The organism is Anabaena sp. EIM26, assembly GCF_057568715.1.
This window is the reverse complement of record NZ_CM172472.1, coordinates 1,203,262-1,221,698: the sequence shown is the minus strand read 5'-3', so window position 1 is coordinate 1,221,698 and position 18,437 is coordinate 1,203,262. Positions and strand designations below refer to the sequence as shown.

18 protein-coding genes, 1 pseudogene and 1 CRISPR repeat array (1 of these 20 running past the window's edge) are annotated in these 18,437 nt (G+C 38.4%); of the genes and pseudogenes, 8 read left to right on the top strand and 11 right to left on the bottom strand.

Annotated elements, in window-relative coordinates:
- Positions 1-704: direct repeats of the CRISPR family, unit length 37 nt; unit sequence ATTGCAATTTTCCTTAATCCCTATTAGGGATTGAAAC; it reaches 1,469 nt to the left of the window's first position.
- 296 nt (positions 705-1,000) lie between these two features.
- Positions 1,001-1,465 carry a hypothetical protein gene (locus AC012T_RS05145; RefSeq protein ID WP_487063696.1) on the top strand — a complete coding sequence of 155 codons (465 nt, stop codon included), beginning with the start codon at positions 1,001-1,003 and terminating at the stop codon, positions 1,463-1,465.
- Positions 1,466-1,848: 383 nt separating this feature from the next.
- Here the strand turns inward: AC012T_RS05145 and AC012T_RS05140 are convergent, their stop codons facing one another.
- Entirely contained in the window at positions 1,849-2,247 is a 399-nt protein-coding gene (locus tag AC012T_RS05140) for a nuclear transport factor 2 family protein (protein WP_487063694.1), read from the bottom strand.
- Positions 2,248-2,368: 121 nt separating this feature from the next.
- On the opposite strand from AC012T_RS05140, the gene pnuC reads away from it, so the two are divergent.
- Positions 2,369-2,938, top strand: a complete 570-nt coding sequence (gene pnuC, locus AC012T_RS05135; protein ID WP_487063692.1) for a nicotinamide riboside transporter PnuC — start codon at positions 2,369-2,371, stop codon at positions 2,936-2,938.
- Positions 2,902-3,891, top strand: a complete 990-nt coding sequence (locus AC012T_RS05130) for an AAA family ATPase (protein ID WP_487063690.1) — start codon at positions 2,902-2,904, stop codon at positions 3,889-3,891. Before pnuC ends, AC012T_RS05130 begins: the two co-directional genes overlap by 37 nt.
- 135 nt (positions 3,892-4,026) lie before the next feature.
- Here AC012T_RS05130 and AC012T_RS05125 read toward each other — a convergent pair.
- Positions 4,027-4,237, bottom strand: a pseudogene (locus AC012T_RS05125) (alcohol dehydrogenase); the annotation flags it as partial.
- 96 nt (positions 4,238-4,333) lie between these two features.
- Between AC012T_RS05125 and AC012T_RS05120 the strand changes: the two are divergent.
- Positions 4,334-5,239: a DUF4437 domain-containing protein gene (locus AC012T_RS05120; RefSeq protein WP_487063688.1), complete on the top strand. Its 906-nt coding sequence runs from the start codon at positions 4,334-4,336 to the stop codon at positions 5,237-5,239.
- A gap of 33 nt (positions 5,240-5,272) precedes the next feature.
- On the opposite strand, the gene hisS is transcribed toward AC012T_RS05120, so the two are convergent.
- The 4 genes from hisS to AC012T_RS05100 all read right to left on the bottom strand — a co-directional run bounded on the left by hisS (position 5,273) and on the right by AC012T_RS05100 (position 9,821).
- Positions 5,273-6,658: a histidine--tRNA ligase gene (gene hisS, locus AC012T_RS05115; protein WP_487063686.1), complete on the bottom strand. Its 1,386-nt coding sequence runs from the start codon at positions 6,656-6,658 to the stop codon at positions 5,273-5,275.
- A 39-nt stretch (positions 6,659-6,697) separates the two neighbouring features.
- Entirely contained in the window at positions 6,698-7,144 is a 447-nt protein-coding gene (locus AC012T_RS05110; RefSeq protein WP_487063684.1) for a DUF3598 family protein, read from the bottom strand.
- 41 nt (positions 7,145-7,185) lie between these two features.
- Positions 7,186-8,607, bottom strand: a complete 1,422-nt coding sequence (locus AC012T_RS05105; RefSeq protein WP_487063682.1) for an aldehyde dehydrogenase family protein — start codon at positions 8,605-8,607, stop codon at positions 7,186-7,188.
- A gap of 158 nt (positions 8,608-8,765) precedes the next feature.
- Positions 8,766-9,821, bottom strand: a complete 1,056-nt coding sequence (locus tag AC012T_RS05100; protein WP_487063680.1) for a nitrilase-related carbon-nitrogen hydrolase — start codon at positions 9,819-9,821, stop codon at positions 8,766-8,768.
- A gap of 282 nt (positions 9,822-10,103) precedes the next feature.
- Here AC012T_RS05100 and AC012T_RS05095 point away from each other — a divergent pair, with 282 nt between their 5' ends.
- Together AC012T_RS05095 and AC012T_RS05090 are read left to right on the top strand one after the other, a co-directional pair.
- Positions 10,104-10,967, top strand: coding sequence for an isocitrate lyase/PEP mutase family protein (locus AC012T_RS05095; RefSeq protein WP_487063678.1), 864 nt, complete (start codon positions 10,104-10,106; stop codon positions 10,965-10,967).
- Positions 10,968-11,075: 108 nt separating this feature from the next.
- A complete protein-coding gene (locus AC012T_RS05090) occupies positions 11,076-11,726 on the top strand; it encodes a Uma2 family endonuclease (RefSeq protein ID WP_487063676.1) in 651 nt (216 codons plus the stop codon).
- Between the two features lie 722 nt (positions 11,727-12,448).
- Here the strand turns inward: AC012T_RS05090 and bioF are convergent.
- The 4 genes from bioF to AC012T_RS05070 form a co-directional block, all read right to left on the bottom strand.
- Entirely contained in the window at positions 12,449-13,618 is a 1,170-nt protein-coding gene (bioF, locus tag AC012T_RS05085; protein ID WP_487063674.1) for an 8-amino-7-oxononanoate synthase, read from the bottom strand.
- Positions 13,619-13,645: 27 nt separating this feature from the next.
- The gene (gene ruvA, locus AC012T_RS05080; protein ID WP_487063672.1) at positions 13,646-14,284 is read right to left on the bottom strand and encodes a Holliday junction branch migration protein RuvA; all 639 of its coding nucleotides are present in this window, start codon (positions 14,282-14,284) and stop codon (positions 13,646-13,648) included.
- 1 nt (position 14,285) lies between these two features.
- Complete coding sequence (locus AC012T_RS05075) at positions 14,286-14,540, bottom strand: HAD family hydrolase (RefSeq protein WP_487066446.1); 255 nt, start codon at positions 14,538-14,540, stop codon at positions 14,286-14,288.
- Between the two features lie 237 nt (positions 14,541-14,777).
- A complete protein-coding gene (locus tag AC012T_RS05070) occupies positions 14,778-16,307 on the bottom strand; it encodes a YifB family Mg chelatase-like AAA ATPase (protein ID WP_487063670.1) in 1,530 nt (509 codons plus the stop codon).
- A gap of 149 nt (positions 16,308-16,456) precedes the next feature.
- On the opposite strand from AC012T_RS05070, the gene AC012T_RS05065 reads away from it, so the two are divergent.
- A complete protein-coding gene (locus tag AC012T_RS05065) occupies positions 16,457-17,062 on the top strand; it encodes a Uma2 family endonuclease (protein ID WP_487063668.1) in 606 nt (201 codons plus the stop codon).
- A 97-nt stretch (positions 17,063-17,159) separates the two neighbouring features.
- Positions 17,160-17,516: a hypothetical protein gene (locus AC012T_RS05060; RefSeq protein ID WP_487063666.1), complete on the top strand. Its 357-nt coding sequence runs from the start codon at positions 17,160-17,162 to the stop codon at positions 17,514-17,516.
- A gap of 63 nt (positions 17,517-17,579) precedes the next feature.
- Here AC012T_RS05060 and AC012T_RS05055 read toward each other — a convergent pair whose 3' ends face one another.
- Positions 17,580-18,128 (bottom strand): pentapeptide repeat-containing protein, encoded by a 549-nt coding sequence (locus AC012T_RS05055; RefSeq protein WP_487063664.1) that lies wholly within the window; start codon positions 18,126-18,128, stop codon positions 17,580-17,582.
- Positions 18,129-18,437: the final 309 nt, after the last annotated feature.

Here is an 18,437-nt window from a genome sequence, read left to right as displayed (position 1 = left end):
ACGAGAATTGCAATTTTCCTTAATCCCTATTAGGGATTGAAACTCTCTTCTGGTTTGAAGCGCGAACAAATTGAGCAGATTTTGATTGCAATTTTCCTTAATCCCTATTAGGGATTGAAACGATTCGGAAGAACCAGAAAATCAGAACAATGTCTATTGCAATTTTCCTTAATCCCTATTAGGGATTGAAACTTCCGCCTGTAATGGGTTTCTAACTGACTGTGGGTATTGCAATTTTCCTTAATCCCTATTAGGGATTGAAACGATTCGATAGAGGAATTACAGGATATTCATAATAATTGCAATTTTCCTTAATCCCTATTAGGGATTGAAACCATAAACTGGTATCGAAAGATATTTTCACATCACGAATTGCAATTTTCCTTAATCCCTATTAGGGATTGAAACTTATTTGCGCCCATCTTGCCGAATATCTGAATAGCTGGCATATTGCAATTTTCCTTAATCCCTATTAGGGATTGAAACATTAATAATAATGAATTTTCTCAATTCGATATTGATTGCAATTTTCCTTAATCCCTATTAGGGATTGAAACCAATAAAAGACTCTTTTCGTATCCATAATCTAAGATTGCAATTTTCCTTAATCCCTATTAGGGATTGAAACCACAAAAGTAAAGTTATTAAATCTCCTTCGGTTGAGTCTATTGCAATTTTCCTTAATCCCTATTAGGGATTGAAACTCTCATATTGACTAATAATTTAGAAAATAAATGATTCTGATTCCAAATTGATATGAAGCCGCATAAAATAAAATATCAAGAATAATTGACCGCAGATAAAGACAGATAATTCAATTGATATCATCATTCTGTTCAGCCTTACATATACTGCAAAAGGGTAAAACCTGAACTTATGTCATACTGATAAGATTTTTTTATCTTTCTATCCTACTTAAAAAATTGTGAAAATCGGTTTACAAGTGCAGACATTAAGAGATGATAGAATTGACAGTAATTAGAGGAGGCTAATTTCACCCATGAATAAGTTATTAGATGAATCATTATCTCTGCAAGTTGCTGAAAGCATCAAAAGTAAAGCTAAGAAACCTTTTGAAAATGCTTATAAAGCGGCTTTAGCTACTGAAGGATCAAAATATGTTCAAGGCTTTTTAGTGTTTACTGGTCAGCCTTATAAACCTGTTGAACATGGTTGGATTGAATTAGATGCAGTGATTATTGATCCCAGTTTTCCTTTTTTACAAAAAAACCATAAAACCCTTTGGTATTTTCCTGCACAGAGTCTAACTCTCAAAAAACTAAAAGCCATAATTGATGAATCAAAAGAAGATTATCCAGAGGATGATCCTCTGCCAGTTTATGGTAAATCACCTTATGAATATTATGGTGATTTAATGTTAGGTGATCAAGAATATTTGACAGCTTATCAAGCGGCTGAAGCCAAGTGTAGAGAAATTAATGGTTTAAATGCTGAGGGCAATTAATTTTAAATAAATTACTCTAAAATATAGAATTTATTGTATTTTTACCCTGCACCTAAACCCTCTTCATTATTTTGTGGAGAGGAAAAATATCTTTTGAAAATAGCTAGGGCTTGCTGAATAAACCAAAAACCTACATATATCAACAGTTTCAGGCGAAAAAAGTAGAAAAAAGTGCAAGAAATAAGCGATGAAATCATCAAAAACCGTTCATTTACCCAGATTTGAGAATATTCTGATCTCCTTCTAATTCTTCCTCCTGACTCCTGACTTCTAGCCATAACGGAAAGACTTTTATGCCTAACGGCACGCTACGCGGTAAGCGAAGCTATGCCCGCAGGGCTTTACAGCAAGCCCTAGCTATAAATTTAATTGTGTATTAAAAGCTAATAGGATTTTCCATCACTACCAAAGTATTCTCTATAACCACAAATTTTATTGTCTCTGACATCAAAGGCAACTGCAACGCGATTTTTATAAGGTTCTCCTAGCAATTTACCTTCATCCCGAAATTCAAAAATAACAGTTTTTTCATTGCTAGTAATATTATCTAAAGATTTAAGGTTTAATCCAGGTTTAAAAGCTTCAGAAACATATTCAAAAAACTCTTTTGCTCGTTCTTTACCTACATTTAATCCGTGAAATTTCCCCATTGGAAACCAAAAGCTAAAATCGTCTGTGAGTATATCTAGAAATGCTTGCCAATTACCTGTTTCTAGACCATTTGTAAAATATTTGAATGCTTGTTGCGCTACTTTTAAAGTGTTTTCTGATGTGGTGGACATCTATTAATTATTCCTTTTAGTGTCAAATTGAAATTTTGCTACTATTTAGATTTACAATATCTTAGAGCAGTTAAGGTACTAAAAAATAATTTAAGCCCTAAAATCCCCAGTCTAAAATTACATGACTTCTATTGAAATTATTGCAGCTATCTTCGGTCTTGTCAGCGTTTGGTTGACTGTTAAAGAAAATATCTGGTGCTGGCCGACTGGGTTGGTGATGGTGTTTTTATATATTTTCGTTTTCTATGAAGCACGTCTTTATTCAGATGCAATTCTCCAGGTAATTTACATTTTTTTACAAATCTATGGTTGGTATGCTTGGTTACATGGAGGTAAGGATGACTCTCCACTTGCGGTTACTCGCATTTCTAACCAGGGAAAATTGATTTGGTCTGGGGTTGCCGTTGTTGGGATTTTCGGTTTAGGTTATATTATGCACAATTATACTGATGCAGCTTTACCTTACCCTGATGCAAGTATTACTATTTTAAGTCTAATTGCCCAATGGTTGATGGCTAAGAAAATATTAGAGTGTTGGATTATTTGGATAACGGTTGATGCGATCGCAGTGGGAGTTTATGCTGTTAAACATCTTTACCCCACAACGGGACTCTATACGGTATTTTTGGTTTTAGCTGTATTGGGGTATAAGGAATGGCAAAAGGCTTACAAAAAGCTACGACTGGGATGATTTTGGGCAAGTTTATGCCCCCACATTTAGGACATAAGTATCTTGTCGATTTTGCGCGAAATTATGTTGACAATTTGACTGTTTTAGTTTGTTCTCTTCAGTCAGAACCTATTCCCGGAGATTTGCGTTACTGCTGGATGAAGCAGATGTTTCCTGATGTGAATGTGGTTCATGTCACTGATGAAAATCCCCAGGAACCAAAAGATGATCCTAATTTTTGGCAGATTTGGTATGACAATATTCGTCGGGTATTACCTACGGGGCCAGATTATGTTTTTGCTTCGGAAGATTATGGTTGGAAGTTGGCAGAAATCTTGGGAGCAAGTTATATTCCTGTAGATCATGGACGGAATTTAGTACCTGTTTCTGGTACAAAAATCAGGCAAAATCCCCTTACGAATTGGCGTTATTTACCGGACTTTGTGCGTCCCTATTTTGTCCGTCGTGTGTGCATTTTTGGTGCAGAATCGACAGGTAAATCGACGTTGACTCAAAATTTAGCTAACCATTATCATACTGTTTATGTGAGCGAATATGCGCGGGGATTATTAGATTTTAAAGCTGGACATTGTGATTTTACAGATATTCCTCTGATTGCTAGAGGACAAATGGCTTCTGAGGATGCTTTGGTGTATCAGGCAAATAAAGTAATATTTTGTGATACTGATTTAATTACAACTACGATTTGGAGTGATGTCCTGTTTGGAAAATGTCCCCGGTGGATTGAGGAGGAAGCTAATCGTAGAGAGTATGATTTATATTTGCTGCTGGATGTGGATGTACCTTGGGTGAATGATTCCCAGCGTTTTTTGGCTAATTATCGAGAAGAATTTCGCGATCGCTGTATTCAAGCTTTAGAATCACGCGATAGACCCTATATTATCATTAATGGCGACTGGCAACAACGCTGGCAAAAGGCTTGTAGAGAGGTAGATCAGGTGTTGGAGGATTAAAAGAAGCGATCGCAGTTCCGTTGTAGTTATGCGATCGCCCTAATTAATTGATACCTAGCCAAAGGAATCAATTCACTAACGATTATAGTTCTCATATTGCTAATATTGAGTGCAGTGCTATCCCCCTCAGGTGTGTCACCCCGCAGGAGATAATTTAACAACTACTTGGCCGCAATTTTTACCCATCAGGTATGGCTTCTAAGCCCTGAAACTCTGTTGGTTTCACTGCGACTTTAATTTTACCAGTGTAGAACAGATTGAGTAAGCGATCGCGTGCCTCTGGGATATATTTTTGATAAAATGTCATCAAAAAACCACGCACAGATGCAGCTTTCCAAAAAATTTGTCATCTAAACACGGTATCACGATACAACCTGCAAATAAAAATTCATCTTTTTATCATAACAATGTGAATCTTTTGCACACAAACACAGGTATTCAAATGAACAATAAAGCCTCCACAGGACGTAAACACGTAGAAACTGAAGAATCACTTAACTCAGTTATCAACTTTCCACAATTACCTTTTGAGGTAAAAAACTTTATTACTGGTGAATTCGGTACTGCTCAGATTCTATCCATCAACAAAAGTACTGGCGAATCTACAGAGCGAGTAGTCCTGAACAAAGGCTGGGACGCACCTATCGGTCATTTCACTACTGATGTGGAAATTTTCGTACTAACCGGCGTACTTTGCCAAGGTGGGTTTAAACTCCGCAATCTCAGCCACTCTTTCATCCCTGCTGGTATACCTACTGGCCCATGGAAAACCGAAGAAGATACCATTATCTTATGGATGCCCGATGCTACTCCCACTTACATAACAGAAGACTACACCAGCCTTGAGCAAACAAGAGAAAATTCTGTATATCATCCGAATATGCAGACCCATGAACGGATGACTGAGTATATTCCCCTGCAAGAACTTCACGCCATGAAATGGGAAAGCACAACCTTCCTACCTCCTGGTTCAGCACGTAAAAGCTTGTACACCAATAAAAAAACCGGACGCGCCACATGGATTCTTGGTTTAGTACCTATGTGGTTAGAAGGTAACTTTTATGCTGGTCATCCTACTACTGAGGAGGCATATGTCATCAGTGGAGATATCCTTGGGCATTGGTCTATGAGTGATGATCCTTTCAATAGACGTTATAGTGCTATGTGCAAAGACGGCTACTACTGGCGACCTGCACACATTCCCCACGGTCCATTTTGGACAGAAAGTGGCGCACTACTTTTATTCCGCACTAATGACCGCCTAGATTGTTACTGGATACTGCATAACCCAGATATTACTCAGCAAGATCAGGCGCTTCTCCAAGCTGCTCTTGAGAAAAACAAGTAAAATTAGAGAATACTCACCTGATCAATACTGAATTTAAGTCAGCCTTCTTTTAACTTCTTCAGCTAAATCTACTAAAGCCACCTCTACTTGTTCACCTGATTTCAAATCTTTCAATGATGATTTTTCGGCTGCGGCTTCATCAGCACCAATAATAACGCAAAATTGAATGCCTTGTTTATCTGCTGCTTGAAATTGTTTACCTAAAGGACGTTTTTCAAAATTAGTCACCACATTAATTCCCGCTTGACGCAATTGCTGTGATACCTTTAAATAAATAGGCATTAAATCCTCTTGCATATTTATTACCACAACCTGGGTAGGTGTTGCAGATAAGGTATTGAGAATACCCGCTTTTAACAACCGACTAATTAACCGAGTTAAACCAATGGAAATCCCCACTCCAGGCATTTTTTCGCCTAAAAACATTCCCACTAATTCCTCATATCTGCCTCCAGAACAAATACTACCTAATGCTTCATGTCCTATTAAAGTAGTTTCGTAAACTGTTCCAGTATAGTAATTTAAGCCACGAGCAATAGATAAATCAATACAGAAACGTTTGTCAGCAACTCCTAAATCTCTAACTCCATTAATTACCGTTTCTAATTCACTAACTCCTAAATTGAATTGCTCTGATTCTGATCTTCTAGCTAGGTATTTGAGTTGATCTAAAGTACCAACAACGCTATTATCAATTTTAATAAACTCAATAATTTTCTCTGTTTGTTCTGGAGAAATACCTTCTTTTTCTAACTCCAATTCAACTTTGGCTTCTCCAATCTTTTCCAAATTATCAATAATGCCAATACAAGCTTTAATTTGGTTGTCCGCAACTCCTACCGACTGAAAGAAACCTGTAAGAATTTTCCGGTTATTAATGCGAATAACAAAATCACCAATATTAATTGCTTCAAATATTTCGGTGATAATTGCCGGCATTTGGGCATCATATAGTAAACTGAGTTTACCACGAGCAACGACATCAATATCACATTGCCGAAACTGCCGAAAACGCCCATCTTTTGCCCGTTCTCCCCGAAAAACCATATCCATTTGATAACGTGCAAAGGGAAAGGTTAATTCATTTAAATGACGCGCAATATAAGCTGCAAAGGGAACAGTTTGATCAAATTTTAAAGCTCTTGCTTCCGAACCAGTTTCCCCAGATTTATCCTTTTCTGCTTGGCGATTTGGTGGTAAAATCGGGTCAATACCATATATTATATTATCGCCTTGATTGCCCTTAGCTTGCAGTACTTCTAACCTTTCAACTGCTGGGGTTTCAATCGGTGTAAAGCCATAGCTTTCAAATACACGACGGATTATATCTAATAAATATACTTCTAAACGCTTTTCGCTGGGTAGAAATTCGGGAAAACCGCTAGGGGTAGAAAAGTTAATTTTTTCGCTTTTTGCCATGCCTATACCTTGTCAAGTGGGAATTTAATCACAGAATTATTATTTTAACCGTTCTTCTTGAATAAGAGTGCGTTGGTAAATTTGATTATTTTTAAACCATTGCCAAGTACGAGCGCGATTATTATTATCAGGACTAATTTGAATCATTTCATACAGATACATATCTGGAAACTGTTTATAACCAAACCACAAAATAACGGTTGAATCATCAACTTCCCAGGCTTTACCTTGAATACGTTCGGTATCAAACCAGAGTTTTTTATCTTGATATGTTCCTGGAAATTTATGCTCTTCTTGTTTACCATCTTCCCAGGTATAACGATTGATTTGATAGTAAGAATAATCGCTATTTTCAGGAAATTGACAAGTTAAATGAGATTGATGACTGTCCAGAATTTTTCCTGTTGTATCAACCAATGTATAAGTTCCTACCCATTCACCTTCATGACGGGCTAAAACAGGCATTTCTAAACGAATATTAGACATAATTGGTAATTGGTGATTGAGAAAAACTTTTACCTATTTCCCTATTCTACTTCATTAAACCACCACGGGTCTTTATTGGTGTTGGTTTTAATTAGAAAGGCTTTTTTTCTCATGAAGCGTTTTAATGCTGCTGCACCCATGCGAGAACCTCCTAAACCAGAAAATTTAAAGGCGTTTTTCTCTCCTTCGTGCATCATAGATGTTAACCCTGCATCATTAATACTAATAGCACCTACATCTATTTGTTGGGCAACTTCAATTGCTAATTCTTCTGACTCAGCAAATACAGCCGCACTCAGTCCATAAATAGAGTCATTTGCTAAATCTACTGCTTCTTCTACTGTGGAAAAAGCCATTACTGGCATAATGGGGCCAAAGGTTTCTTCCGTCATCACTTTCATGTCATGATCAACTTCGGTGATAACTGTGGGACGACACCACCAACCACCACCTAATTCTTCTACTTTACCACCACAGTGAATTACTGCTCCTTGTAATAGGGCATCTTGTAGATGTTCATTAATAATTGCAGCTTGGTTTTCGGAAATGATGGGGCCAATGTCACCGCTTTCAATTGTAGGATAGGCTAGTTGTAGACGTGAGGCTTTAGTTACTAATTGATGATAAAATTCTTCAAAGATAGATTCAGCAACATAAATTCTTTCTATTGATAAACATGACTGTCCTGAATTGATCACAGAACCCCATAAAATTGCTGAAGTTGCTAAGTCTAGATTGGCTGATTCTAAAACTATAGCTGGATCTTTTCCTCCTAATTCTAAGAAAGATGGAATAAAGTTTCTCGCTGCAGTTTGTGCGACTATACGCCCTGTTTCAACACTGCCTGTAAAGCATACTAAATCAACTTCTGCAATTAAAGCTGCTCCTGTTTGTCCTGCTCCTTCTACAAAGTTTAAAACATCGCGTAATTTAGGAACTGTATTTAGTGCAGTCATCAATGGTGCAACGAAACGAGGTGCAATTTCGCTGGGTTTAACTATGACAGCACAACCTGCTAGTAAGGCTGGAATTGTATCAATTGTAGATAACAATAAGGGAAAATTCCAGGGACTAATTACAGCTACTAGAGGATAGGGAACGGCTGTTTGTTGTAAAGCAATAAAGGGAATAGCTGTATTTTTGGAGGTTTCTTGTAGTAACTGGGGAGCTAAATTACACCATCTATCAATGCTTGAGAGAAAAGAGTCTATTTCGAGTATGGTTGTTGATAATCTACCTGTATCACTTACCAAGGCATCTGTTAACTGTTTGCGCTCAGATAATATGGCTTGTTTCCATTGCTTGAGTGCATCAATTCTCCCTTCAATACCGAGTTCCTGCCAATAAATCTGCCCTCTGCGGAGTCGGTGACATTGCTGGGATAGCAGTTTGGGTGGTGGTGGGATAATGACGTAATCAAATTTCCCTGTACGGGGGTTGCGGACTTCTATTGGTTTTGTCATTTTTTATTAGTCATTAGTTATTAGCAGGACTGACGCAACTGTCTTGCCTTGTAGGGTGCATCAGACCTATAAATTGGTGATTATCAACAAATTTATGATATCTGACGCACCTGCAAAAGATATTAAATGTAACACGCAGCTTTAGTCATGATTAGTCATTAGTTATTAGCAATTATCCCTAATTTAGTGAGGCGTTCAATGGTGTCTTTTTGTGTTTGCATGAAATGTTTGCGGTCTATTTTCCCATCTAGCATGGTATTAGGTGGGTAGAAGTGTGACTGGTTGTAACTTTGGGCATAAAGTTCAAATCGTTGACGGGAGAGGAGGTTATTTAACCCTGGCCTAGTGCGATCGCTCCTCAATGCTGCTATATTAATCTCAGCAAAGGCTGCCATGCTTTCACCTGCACCTGTTTCTGCTAATACGATGCCTCGATGATCAATAATTTTAGACCCACCATCGACAGAAGCCGCAGGAATGGGACTATTAATTATACCTGCTGTATTGGCTGAGACGACGTAAACCATATTTTCGACAGCACGAGTGATTTTAGCTGCATCTTTTGGGGTCAGGTTTTTGCTATAAACCTCTGATGTGGAATGTAATAATATTTCTGCACCACGCATTGTTAAACAACGGGCAACTTCTGGATATAAAATTTCTTCAGATGCTAAAGCTGCTAAATTGCCAATTGCGGTTTTTGCAACTGGGAAAACTCCCTCTAATCCATAGCAATCAAGATATTTATCCCAAACATCATGCGGTGTGGGTGCAAACATAGAATTTAGTCGTCGATAGCGTAAAATAATTGATCCTTCCGGCTCAATTACAAAGCAAGTTTGGAAGTATAAACCTGGAAAATTTGGGTCTAATTCATAAGCATTACCAGCTAAAAAGATTTTATGTTTTTGGGCAATTTTACCAAGTGCTTCATATTCAGCCCCTGCCATTTCTAAACAGGCTTTTTCTGCCCATACTTCTAAAGATTCTCCCAATGGAAAACCTGTAAGGAAGTATTCAGGCAGGACAATTAAACGACAGTCAAAACCGATAAAAGCAATGCTGGCAGCGATTTGTTGTTCTAAGCGTTTAATGGTATTTTGGATCATGGAGCAGGCTTCAGTGCGATCGCTTGCCTGATTGACTGCATGACAGGTAACTTGCAATGCTAAGGCGCGGAACGATTCAAGATTATTTATATTCTTATTTGTCATCTACTTAAATGTGAATTTAAAAAGAATTAATTTGAAATTTAAATGCTGCAATTGCAAAATATCAAGACTTACGTAACTGGCTTGCTTTGTAGGGTGCGTCAGCTGTCGAACATCTGTTAATTGTTAATGAATTATCGAGTTTGACACACCTGATAAAAGACATGGAATGTGACACACAGCTTTATGCCGAGATATAAACGAAAAAATAATCTCTAGTTTTAAAATTTTCTCATTGTATCAAACTGGTTGTATTCTCAAAAGAGTACACTTATTGTTACTTATATGTCTGCTGCCAAAAAACTGCGGGAATTAATAGCACGTCCTGAAATTATCATTATTCCTGGTGTGTATGACTGTTTGAGTGCAAAACTTGTAGAACAAGCAGGTTTTGATGTCGCTGCTACTAGTGGTTTTGGTATCGCTGCTTCTACGTTGGGTGTACCTGACTATGGGTTTCTCACCGCTACGGAAATGCTTTACAGTGTAGGGCGGATTTGTCAGTCAATTAATATACCTTTAATTGCCGATTGTGATACGGGTTATGGTAACGCTTTAAATGTGATGCGGACTGTAAAAGATGCCGTACAGTTGGGTTTAGCTGGAGTGATTTTGGAAGATCAAGAATGGCCGAAAAAGTGCGGGCATTTTGAAGGCAAGCGAGTTATACCCATGACTGAACACGCGGGGAAAATTCATGCTGCGGTGGCAGCGCGTGGTGATAGCGATTTGGTAATTATAGCTAGAACTGATGCCCGCGCACCTTTGGGCTTGGAAGAAGCGATCGCACGAGGAAAATCATACATTAATGCTGGTGCTGATGTCTTATTTGTGGAAGCACCCCAATCTGTGGCAGAATTACAAACCATAGCCGCTGCTTTCCCGGATGTGCCGTTAGTAGCTAATATTGTAGAAGGTGGAAAAACCCCGGAAGTTTCCCCAGCAGAATTACAAAAATTAGGTTTTAAAATTGTCTTTTTCCCTCTCACTGCACTTATGGCTGCAACTGAAGTCATGAGTACTTGTTTTCGTCATCTCAAAGCACAAGAAACAACTGTTAATTTTCCTGGTTTGATGAATTTTCAAGATTTTCAAGAACTCATGGATGTTCCTAAATATCTGCAAATTGAAAAACAGTATAAAGAATGAGTTAATAATTGGTGATTGGTAAAAAATTAACTTTTAACCATCACCATTTTTAGTAATTTTGTCCAACGATGAGTTAAGCTAAATAACAACAGCACTCTGTCCAAAACTATGGTTAACTCTCCTTTAGTTTTAACAACTGTCCCCACTGATACTTGGGTAGAAGCGACTTGGGAAGATTTTCTCACTTTTGCTGATGACCCAACTTTAGCAAATGGACGGTTTTATTATGATCAAGGTTACATGAGGATTGAAATGTTACCAATAGGTTCTGCACACAGTCAAGATAATACTGTCGTCTCCACCGTGATTATTTTGTATGCTGCTATTAAAAATATTCCCATCAAAGGATTAACAAATGCGAGTTTTAGAAAAGTTATGGTAAGGGAATCTCAGCCAGATATAGCTTTTTACATTGGCAAAAATTTGAGATTTCCACCTCACAATAATACACCAGTTAATTTAAATGAACTAGATCCACCAACTCTAGTAGTAGAAATTGCAGCTTCTTCTTTAGAAGATGACACAACTCGGAAACAAAAACTTTATCAACGGTTGGGTGTAAAGGAATATTGGGTTGTTGATGTTAATAATAGTCAAGTGATTGCATCTTGTTTATCACTTGTTGAAAGTATCCCTATTCGTGAATCTCAAGTTTTACCAGGATTGGAAATTGACTTAGTTGAAGAAGCTTTGAAAAAATCGCAAACTGAAGATGATGGTGCAATTAGTCGTTGGTTATTAGCAACTTTTAACAGATAAATTCATGATTGATTATTGCTGACAGGACTTACGCAACTTGCTTTGTAGGGTGCGTCAGACTTCATAAATCCTGTAAATAAACAGATAAACTTCGTCCAAGTGGAGAACTGGAGTTTTTCAAAAGGGAACAGGGAAGAGAGAAGAGTATAGGATTTATACCAGATTAATATGAAGCTGCATAGAATAATTGAACGCGGATGTACGCAGATAAACGCGGATAAAGACAGATAAATCAATGGATTTTAGAATTATGTGCAACTTCACATAAAATTGGTATTAGGCACAAAACCCGATTAGGAAAAAACTATTGGTTTCAAAGTAGACGTGGTTTATTTGATATCTCATGCACCATAAATATAGATGTTTGGTGTGACACGCAGCTTTAGTCCTATATATTTTATAGGTGCGTCAGATTTAGAAAATTTATATATTGTGTCAAACAAGAGACTTTGATGTTTTTTGTCAACGCGTAAGTTCTATTTTTTATAAAAATAAGTTTTTTAAATCTAAATTTTTCTAAAAAAGTAATTTATCCAATATTTTGCAATAAGCCTAGACTATTATCAATAATATTGAGAATGTTGTCAATAATTTGACGAATTTTGGTCTTTTAAGCAATTGATATTGACATACATATTTTTCGTGGTATCATACCTGTATACTCAAAAAGTATTCTTATAATAATTTTCAGTAGCAGTTCTTCTGAACTTCAGGAAGTATTTCTATAGTTGCATTCCCTGTAAAACTTCCACCAATTTCTCAATATGCTCTTTTTCATGTGTCGCCATCATGGTGATTCTAATCCGACTAGTGGGGACTGTGGGGGGACGAATTGCCGGAGCAAAAATACCAGCTTCTCTCAGATGCTTTCCGGCTTTTAATGCTGTGGCTGCATCAGATAATTGAAAGCATAGTATTGGTGATTCGGAAGGTAAAATATTTAAATTAAGTAAATTTTCAGAAACTAATTGTTTTAAATAATCTATATTTTGCCATAATCTCTCACGGCGTTGGGGTTCTTGTTGGACTATTTTGAAAGCTGCTAATGCTGCTGCTGTGTCTGCTGGTGACAGGGCTGTGGTATAAATCCAACTGGGGGCGCGATTTCGCAAAAAGTCTATGAGGGCATTATTTCCCGCTACATATCCGCCTAAACTACCCAAGGCTTTACTTAATGTACCAATTTGAATTAATTCTCTACCTGTACAACCGAAATATTCCACACAACCAGCCCCGGTTTTACCCATGACTCCGGTAGCGTGTGCCTCATCTAATAACAGCATACAATTAAATTCTTCAGCTATGTCCAGCAATTCTGGTAAAGGACATAAATCACCGTCCATGCTGAAGACGCTATCTGTAATTAGTAAGCAGCGTCGATGGTTTTGACGTTGTTGCTGTAATTTCTCTATTAGTACTGCATTACTATTATGGGGATATTCAAGAATAGTCGCACCGCTGAGAATAGCCCCATTTTTTAAACTGGAATGATTATATTGGTCTGATAAGATTAAGTCTCGTTTACCGACCAAAGTAGTAATTGCACCTATATTAGCCAAATATCCAGAACTAAACACTATGGCATCTTGTGTTTGTTTGGTAGACGCTATTTCTTGCTCTAAATCTCTGTGTAGTTTTCGATGTCCACTGAGTAATCGAGAACCTGTGCTGCCAGTCCCAAATTGTTGAATAGCAGTAATTGCAGCTTTTTGTAAGCGTTCGTCTGCTGCTAGTCCCAAATAGTCGTTACTGGCAAAATTAATCACCTCTTGCCCAGATAGTAGCACTTTTGCACCGGGAAGACTGTTAATTGTTTGTACCGAACGATACCAGTCAGCCCGATGAATTGTTGCTAGAGATTCTTCTATCCAAGCATAAGGATTATCATTCATTACTCAGAACTTGATGTATTCACAATATTACACGCCAGCTTCGGTACTGCTAAGATGGGCGATCGCTTGTTTGATCCAATCTTCCACATAGGCATCTTTGGGTAAACCTATATTTTCGCTGACTACGTGCAGAGCGTGACTGACTTCATGGGCAGTATATCCCAAAGCGAAGAGAGTCATTTGCACTTCTTCGAGAATTCCCGGTGCAGGTCCACCTGTAGCCACGAAGAAGCCTGCTGATTTGCGCCATTCAATCAACTTGCTTTTGAGTTCTAAACATAACCTTTCAGCGGTTTTCTTACCCACTCCAGGAGTTTGAATTAGTATTTGAGTGTTAGCAGCAATAATCGCTTGGACTAACTCTGGTAATTCCAAAGTGTCCAAAAGTGCGATCGCTAAAGCTGCACCAATACCGCTCACAGATAGCAAGTGGCGAAATAAATCCCGTTCCGATGGCGAAGAAAAACCATAGAGTACAGGTACTTCTTCCCGAATCTGGTAATGGGTAAATATTTGTACCACATCTCCAGTACTTGTTAATTGGTTGGCTAGACGCTGCGGAATTTGCAAATCGTAACCCAACCCATTTACCTCTAACGTCAAAATGACGCGATTAGCGCTAATTGTTTGGACACCAGCGACGATACCTTTAAGATAACTAATCATTCTAGGAACCCAAAATATTTAAAGCCTTCCATAATCTCCCCAGCACAACAGCTTTGTGCAAAGTAACGGTGTTAATTGTGTCATGGGAGTAACTCTTGGTGAGCATTCCCGACAAGATTCCCCATTCGTTACCTACAGCGAATAAAGCAATATCATTACCTAAATCGCTGCGAACAAAAGTTTGCTTGGCTGCAAATTTCCACCCTTGTCGTAAAAATTGCATTGCTTGACCTTTATCGCTGGTCAGGGGTAAAATGTCAAGGTCTATATCGCCACTATAAATTAACTTTATATTTAATTTACTTTTCTGCGAATCTGTCTGAAGTTAAGGGACTTCCGGGAAATATATTATCCAATCTTGTGGGATGGGCTTCTAGCCCGTCCGAGTTTAAGGGCAGGCTTTTCGGACTACCCCACAAGAATTACAAGAATTAATTGAATATTTTTTTATTTGGCAGTCCCTAAAAAACAAACGCATTTGCTGGGATCAAAATCACTGCATTCTATCAATTGTCCGATATTGAATTGCTTCTGCTACGTGTTGCGGTTTGAGATCATCATCTCCTGCCAAATCTGCAATCGTGCGTGCTACTTTGAGAATGCGATCGCTTGCCCTAGCCGATAAACCTAATTTTCTAATTGCTGCTTCCAGTAAATTGCGACTAGCATCATCTAACTTGCACCATGTTTGTAAATGACGACTTTGCATTTGGGCATTACAACGCAGATTTGCTTCAGCTTGAAACCGTATGATTGCCTGTTCTCGTGCCTTCTGTACTCTTAATGCCACAGAATTCGATGTTTCTCCCGTTGGTTGTTGGGTAATTTCCTCCGGTTTCAAACGATTTACAGCCACTTGCAAATCTATTCTATCCATCAAAGGCCCAGACAACTTTGCCCAATATTGCTCCCGTTGTCTAGGGGAACAAGTACATTGTTGAATCGTATCGCCATAGTAACCGCAAGGACAGGGATTAGTACTTGCCACCAAAGTAAATTGTGCGGGAAATGTTACCGATTGTTTAGCCCTGGAAATCGTCACAAAACCATCTTCTAAAGGCTGACGCAGAAACTCTAATACATCTCTTTTAAACTCTGTTAATTCGTCCAAAAACAATATCCCTCGGTGAGATAAAGATATCTCTCCAGGACGGGGAAAAGTGCCACCACCAACTAAAGATGGACCTGATGCCGAATGGTGAGGACTACGAAAAGGGCGATCGCGCACCAAAGAACCCCGATTTTTCAACAACCCAGCCACAGAATGAATCCGAGTCACTTCTAAAGACTCAGAAAACTCCAGCGGTGGTAAAATACCCGGTAAGCGACGTGCTAACATCGTCTTGCCACTACCAGGCGGCCCCACAAAAATCAAATTGTGTCCTCCAGCCGCAGCGATTTCCAAAGCCCGACGCGCATGAGCCTGACCCTTCACATCATGCAAATCTGCCCCAGTGTATACCGCCTGTAGCCCTTCTTCCCTGGCAGCCAATTTTACAGGTTTGTAACGTTCTGGATTATTTAACAAATCCACCACATCAGAAATATGTTGGCAACTATAAACAGCTAATCCTGCCACCACAGCCGCTTCTTGAGCATTATCAACCGGTACTACCAAAGCCGTAATTCCCATCTTTTCCGCAGTTGCTGCAATGGGGAGAACACCAGCCACAGGGCGCAAACTACCATCTAAGGAAACTTCCCCTAAAAATAAAAAATCTCCCAACAAATCAGCGTTAACCTGCTCAGAAGCCGCTAAAATACCCACACTAATCGGCAAATCAAAAGCAGGGCCTTCTTTACGTAAATCTGCGGGAGTCAGGTTAATTACAATCTTTCGCATCGGAAAGGCAAAACCCGCATTTTTGAGAGTCGCTTTTACCCTTTCCCTAGATTCCTGAATTGCAGAATCTGGTAAACCCAAAACCACAATTCCTGGTAAACCCCCAGAAACATCAACTTCTACACCGACTTTAACAGCATCTATACCAACAATTGATGCACTCCAAACTCTAGCCAGCATTTTTTATATATAAATAAACTTTGAGAATATCAAAGCAGATTCGTAGGTAGATTAACAATGGGTAAAATCACGCAAGAACACTGTTAGTAACTCAGAAAATAAGGAAAATGTCAAGCTAAAATAATAGCAGCAAAAGATGTAGGTGACTTATGGTTCAAGCATTAACAAAACCATTAACCTTAGCAGAATTTCTCATCCAATATGGTAAAAACCCTCGCTATGAACTTGCAGACGGAGAATTGATTGACATGGAACCAACTGGCCCCCATGAAACCGTTGGTGGTAAACTGGCAACTCAATTGGGTATTGCCATTACTACAGCCCAACTGCCTTGGTTTATTCCTCGCACCTGTCTAATTCGTCCTTTCGCAGAAACAGCCACAGCCCGCCGTCCTGATATTGTAGTATTAGATGAAACGGTGCTTCAACATGAACCTTTTTGGGAACATGAACCAGTCATCGCTTTAGGTCAATCAATTAAATTAGTAGTTGAAGTTGTCAGTAGCAACTGGGAAACTGATTATGCCCGTAAAGTCGAAGAATACGCCTTGTTAGGAATTACTGAATATTGGATTGTCGATGATCGAGGACTGGGTGGCATTGTTTTTATTGGTAAACCGAAGCAACCCACATTTACAGTTTGTCAACTAATTGGAGAAGATTACCGCCAGAAACAATATCGGTTGAGCGAATTTATTCAATCTCCTCTTTTACCTCTTCTGCAAATGCGTCTTGAAGATGTTCTACCTCGCTAATTGATAGCGAATATTATTATTCCTGATTACTGTTCACTTGAATTGAAATATCTAATCGTGTATTCTGAGCATTCAAGAACATTTATCAAAGACAAAAATGAACAAATTTATACTAACCTTGTTTTCTTCTCCTGTGTTGATTAGCTCTTTGTTGACTATGGGAGTGATGCTAAACCAGGCACAAGCTGGGGAACCAAAAGCTAAAAATACAGATAATTTGTCCTGTATTCGCAATAAACATAAAGTTGGTTTAGTCTGTGCAAGAGTTTCCGTATTGGCTCAAGTTCCCGAATATCAAGCTCAACCAGAAGATGCTTCTACTCCAGGTGATGTTCTTTTGCTAGAGTTTAATATTGAAGAAAGCAATAAAGCGATCGATTTATTTGGCTGTGATTGCCCCGCTTGTATAAATTCTTTACGTCAGATGCGTGGTGTTACACCTCTAGTTTATTGAGTAATAGGGAACAGGGACAGTAAACAGTGAAAAAACTTTTAACTGAGCCAGTTCCCAAGAATATCAATAACTTCCAGCCCAAGTGATCCATTTATGGGATAAACCTATGTGCAGAACTTCGCCGGTTATCTCTAGTTCAGTGATAATTGCGTTAGTTAAATTTGCACCATTAAATTCGGCTTCATTGATATTACTACCAATCAAATTGGCATTTTGAAGATTAGCACCACTAAAATCAGCACCACTAATTTCCGACTCACTGAGGTTTGCACCCAGTAGGTTAGCCAATTTTAAATTTGCACCGCGTAAATCAGCACCACTCAGGTTCGTTTCTTTGAAGTTGACTTTTGTTAAGTCAGCACCAATTAAGTTAACTTCACTCAAATTTGCACCTTGCAAATTAGCTTTACTTAAATCAGCATTAGTCAAATTTGCCCTGGTTAAGTTACATTTACTTAAATTAGCTTCACTGAGGTCAGCGCCACTCAAGTCAGCTTCAGATAAATTGATACCACTTAAATTAGCTTGAGTTAGCTTTGCTTGATGCAGATTGACACGATTAAAATTCCGTTCTCCTGATCTATATTGTCTCAGGAAGCTGATAGTATCCATACTTCACCTCGCTATGTCTATGGGTGAGTTCGACACTCTTCAAACCACATTAAGAGTTCTCCAATTAAAAAAATATCCCAAAATTTCTTGTGGTGCGGGCATCTTGCCCGCTAATAATACAAGGACAGGCAAGATGCCCATCCCACAAGATTGGATCATCTTTTTTGTGGAGTTCTCTAAATTAAATTTAGTAATTCTATTGTGCTAAATATTTTTGTGTTTTGAACCTTTTTTTAATGGAAAGATATTTAACTTAATGGTATGGCTAGACAGGAAAATCACAAAATGAACGTTAGAATCTTAGAAATT

What these genes read in the sequence shown, in the direction of transcription:
- AC012T_RS05145 (WP_487063696.1), top strand. Translation starts at nt 1,001, where the DNA reads ATGAATAAGTTATTAGATGAATCATTATCTCTGCAAGTTGCTGAAAGC.
- AC012T_RS05140 (WP_487063694.1), bottom strand. Translation starts at nt 2,247, where the DNA reads ATGTCCACCACATCAGAAAACACTTTAAAAGTAGCGCAACAAGCATTC.
- pnuC (WP_487063692.1), top strand. Translation starts at nt 2,369, where the DNA reads ATGACTTCTATTGAAATTATTGCAGCTATCTTCGGTCTTGTCAGCGTT.
- AC012T_RS05130 (WP_487063690.1), top strand. Translation starts at nt 2,902, where the DNA reads ATGGCAAAAGGCTTACAAAAAGCTACGACTGGGATGATTTTGGGCAAG.
- AC012T_RS05120 (WP_487063688.1), top strand. Translation starts at nt 4,334, where the DNA reads ATGAACAATAAAGCCTCCACAGGACGTAAACACGTAGAAACTGAAGAA.
- hisS (WP_487063686.1), bottom strand. Translation starts at nt 6,658, where the DNA reads ATGGCAAAAAGCGAAAAAATTAACTTTTCTACCCCTAGCGGTTTTCCC.
- AC012T_RS05110 (WP_487063684.1), bottom strand. Translation starts at nt 7,144, where the DNA reads ATGTCTAATATTCGTTTAGAAATGCCTGTTTTAGCCCGTCATGAAGGT.
- AC012T_RS05105 (WP_487063682.1), bottom strand. Translation starts at nt 8,607, where the DNA reads ATGACAAAACCAATAGAAGTCCGCAACCCCCGTACAGGGAAATTTGAT.
- AC012T_RS05100 (WP_487063680.1), bottom strand. Translation starts at nt 9,821, where the DNA reads ATGACAAATAAGAATATAAATAATCTTGAATCGTTCCGCGCCTTAGCA.
- AC012T_RS05095 (WP_487063678.1), top strand. Translation starts at nt 10,104, where the DNA reads ATGTCTGCTGCCAAAAAACTGCGGGAATTAATAGCACGTCCTGAAATT.
- AC012T_RS05090 (WP_487063676.1), top strand. Translation starts at nt 11,076, where the DNA reads ATGGTTAACTCTCCTTTAGTTTTAACAACTGTCCCCACTGATACTTGG.
- bioF (WP_487063674.1), bottom strand. Translation starts at nt 13,618, where the DNA reads ATGAATGATAATCCTTATGCTTGGATAGAAGAATCTCTAGCAACAATT.
- ruvA (WP_487063672.1), bottom strand. Translation starts at nt 14,284, where the DNA reads ATGATTAGTTATCTTAAAGGTATCGTCGCTGGTGTCCAAACAATTAGC.
- AC012T_RS05070 (WP_487063670.1), bottom strand. Translation starts at nt 16,307, where the DNA reads ATGCTGGCTAGAGTTTGGAGTGCATCAATTGTTGGTATAGATGCTGTT.
- AC012T_RS05065 (WP_487063668.1), top strand. Translation starts at nt 16,457, where the DNA reads ATGGTTCAAGCATTAACAAAACCATTAACCTTAGCAGAATTTCTCATC.
- AC012T_RS05060 (WP_487063666.1), top strand. Translation starts at nt 17,160, where the DNA reads ATGAACAAATTTATACTAACCTTGTTTTCTTCTCCTGTGTTGATTAGC.
- AC012T_RS05055 (WP_487063664.1), bottom strand. Translation starts at nt 18,128, where the DNA reads ATGGATACTATCAGCTTCCTGAGACAATATAGATCAGGAGAACGGAAT.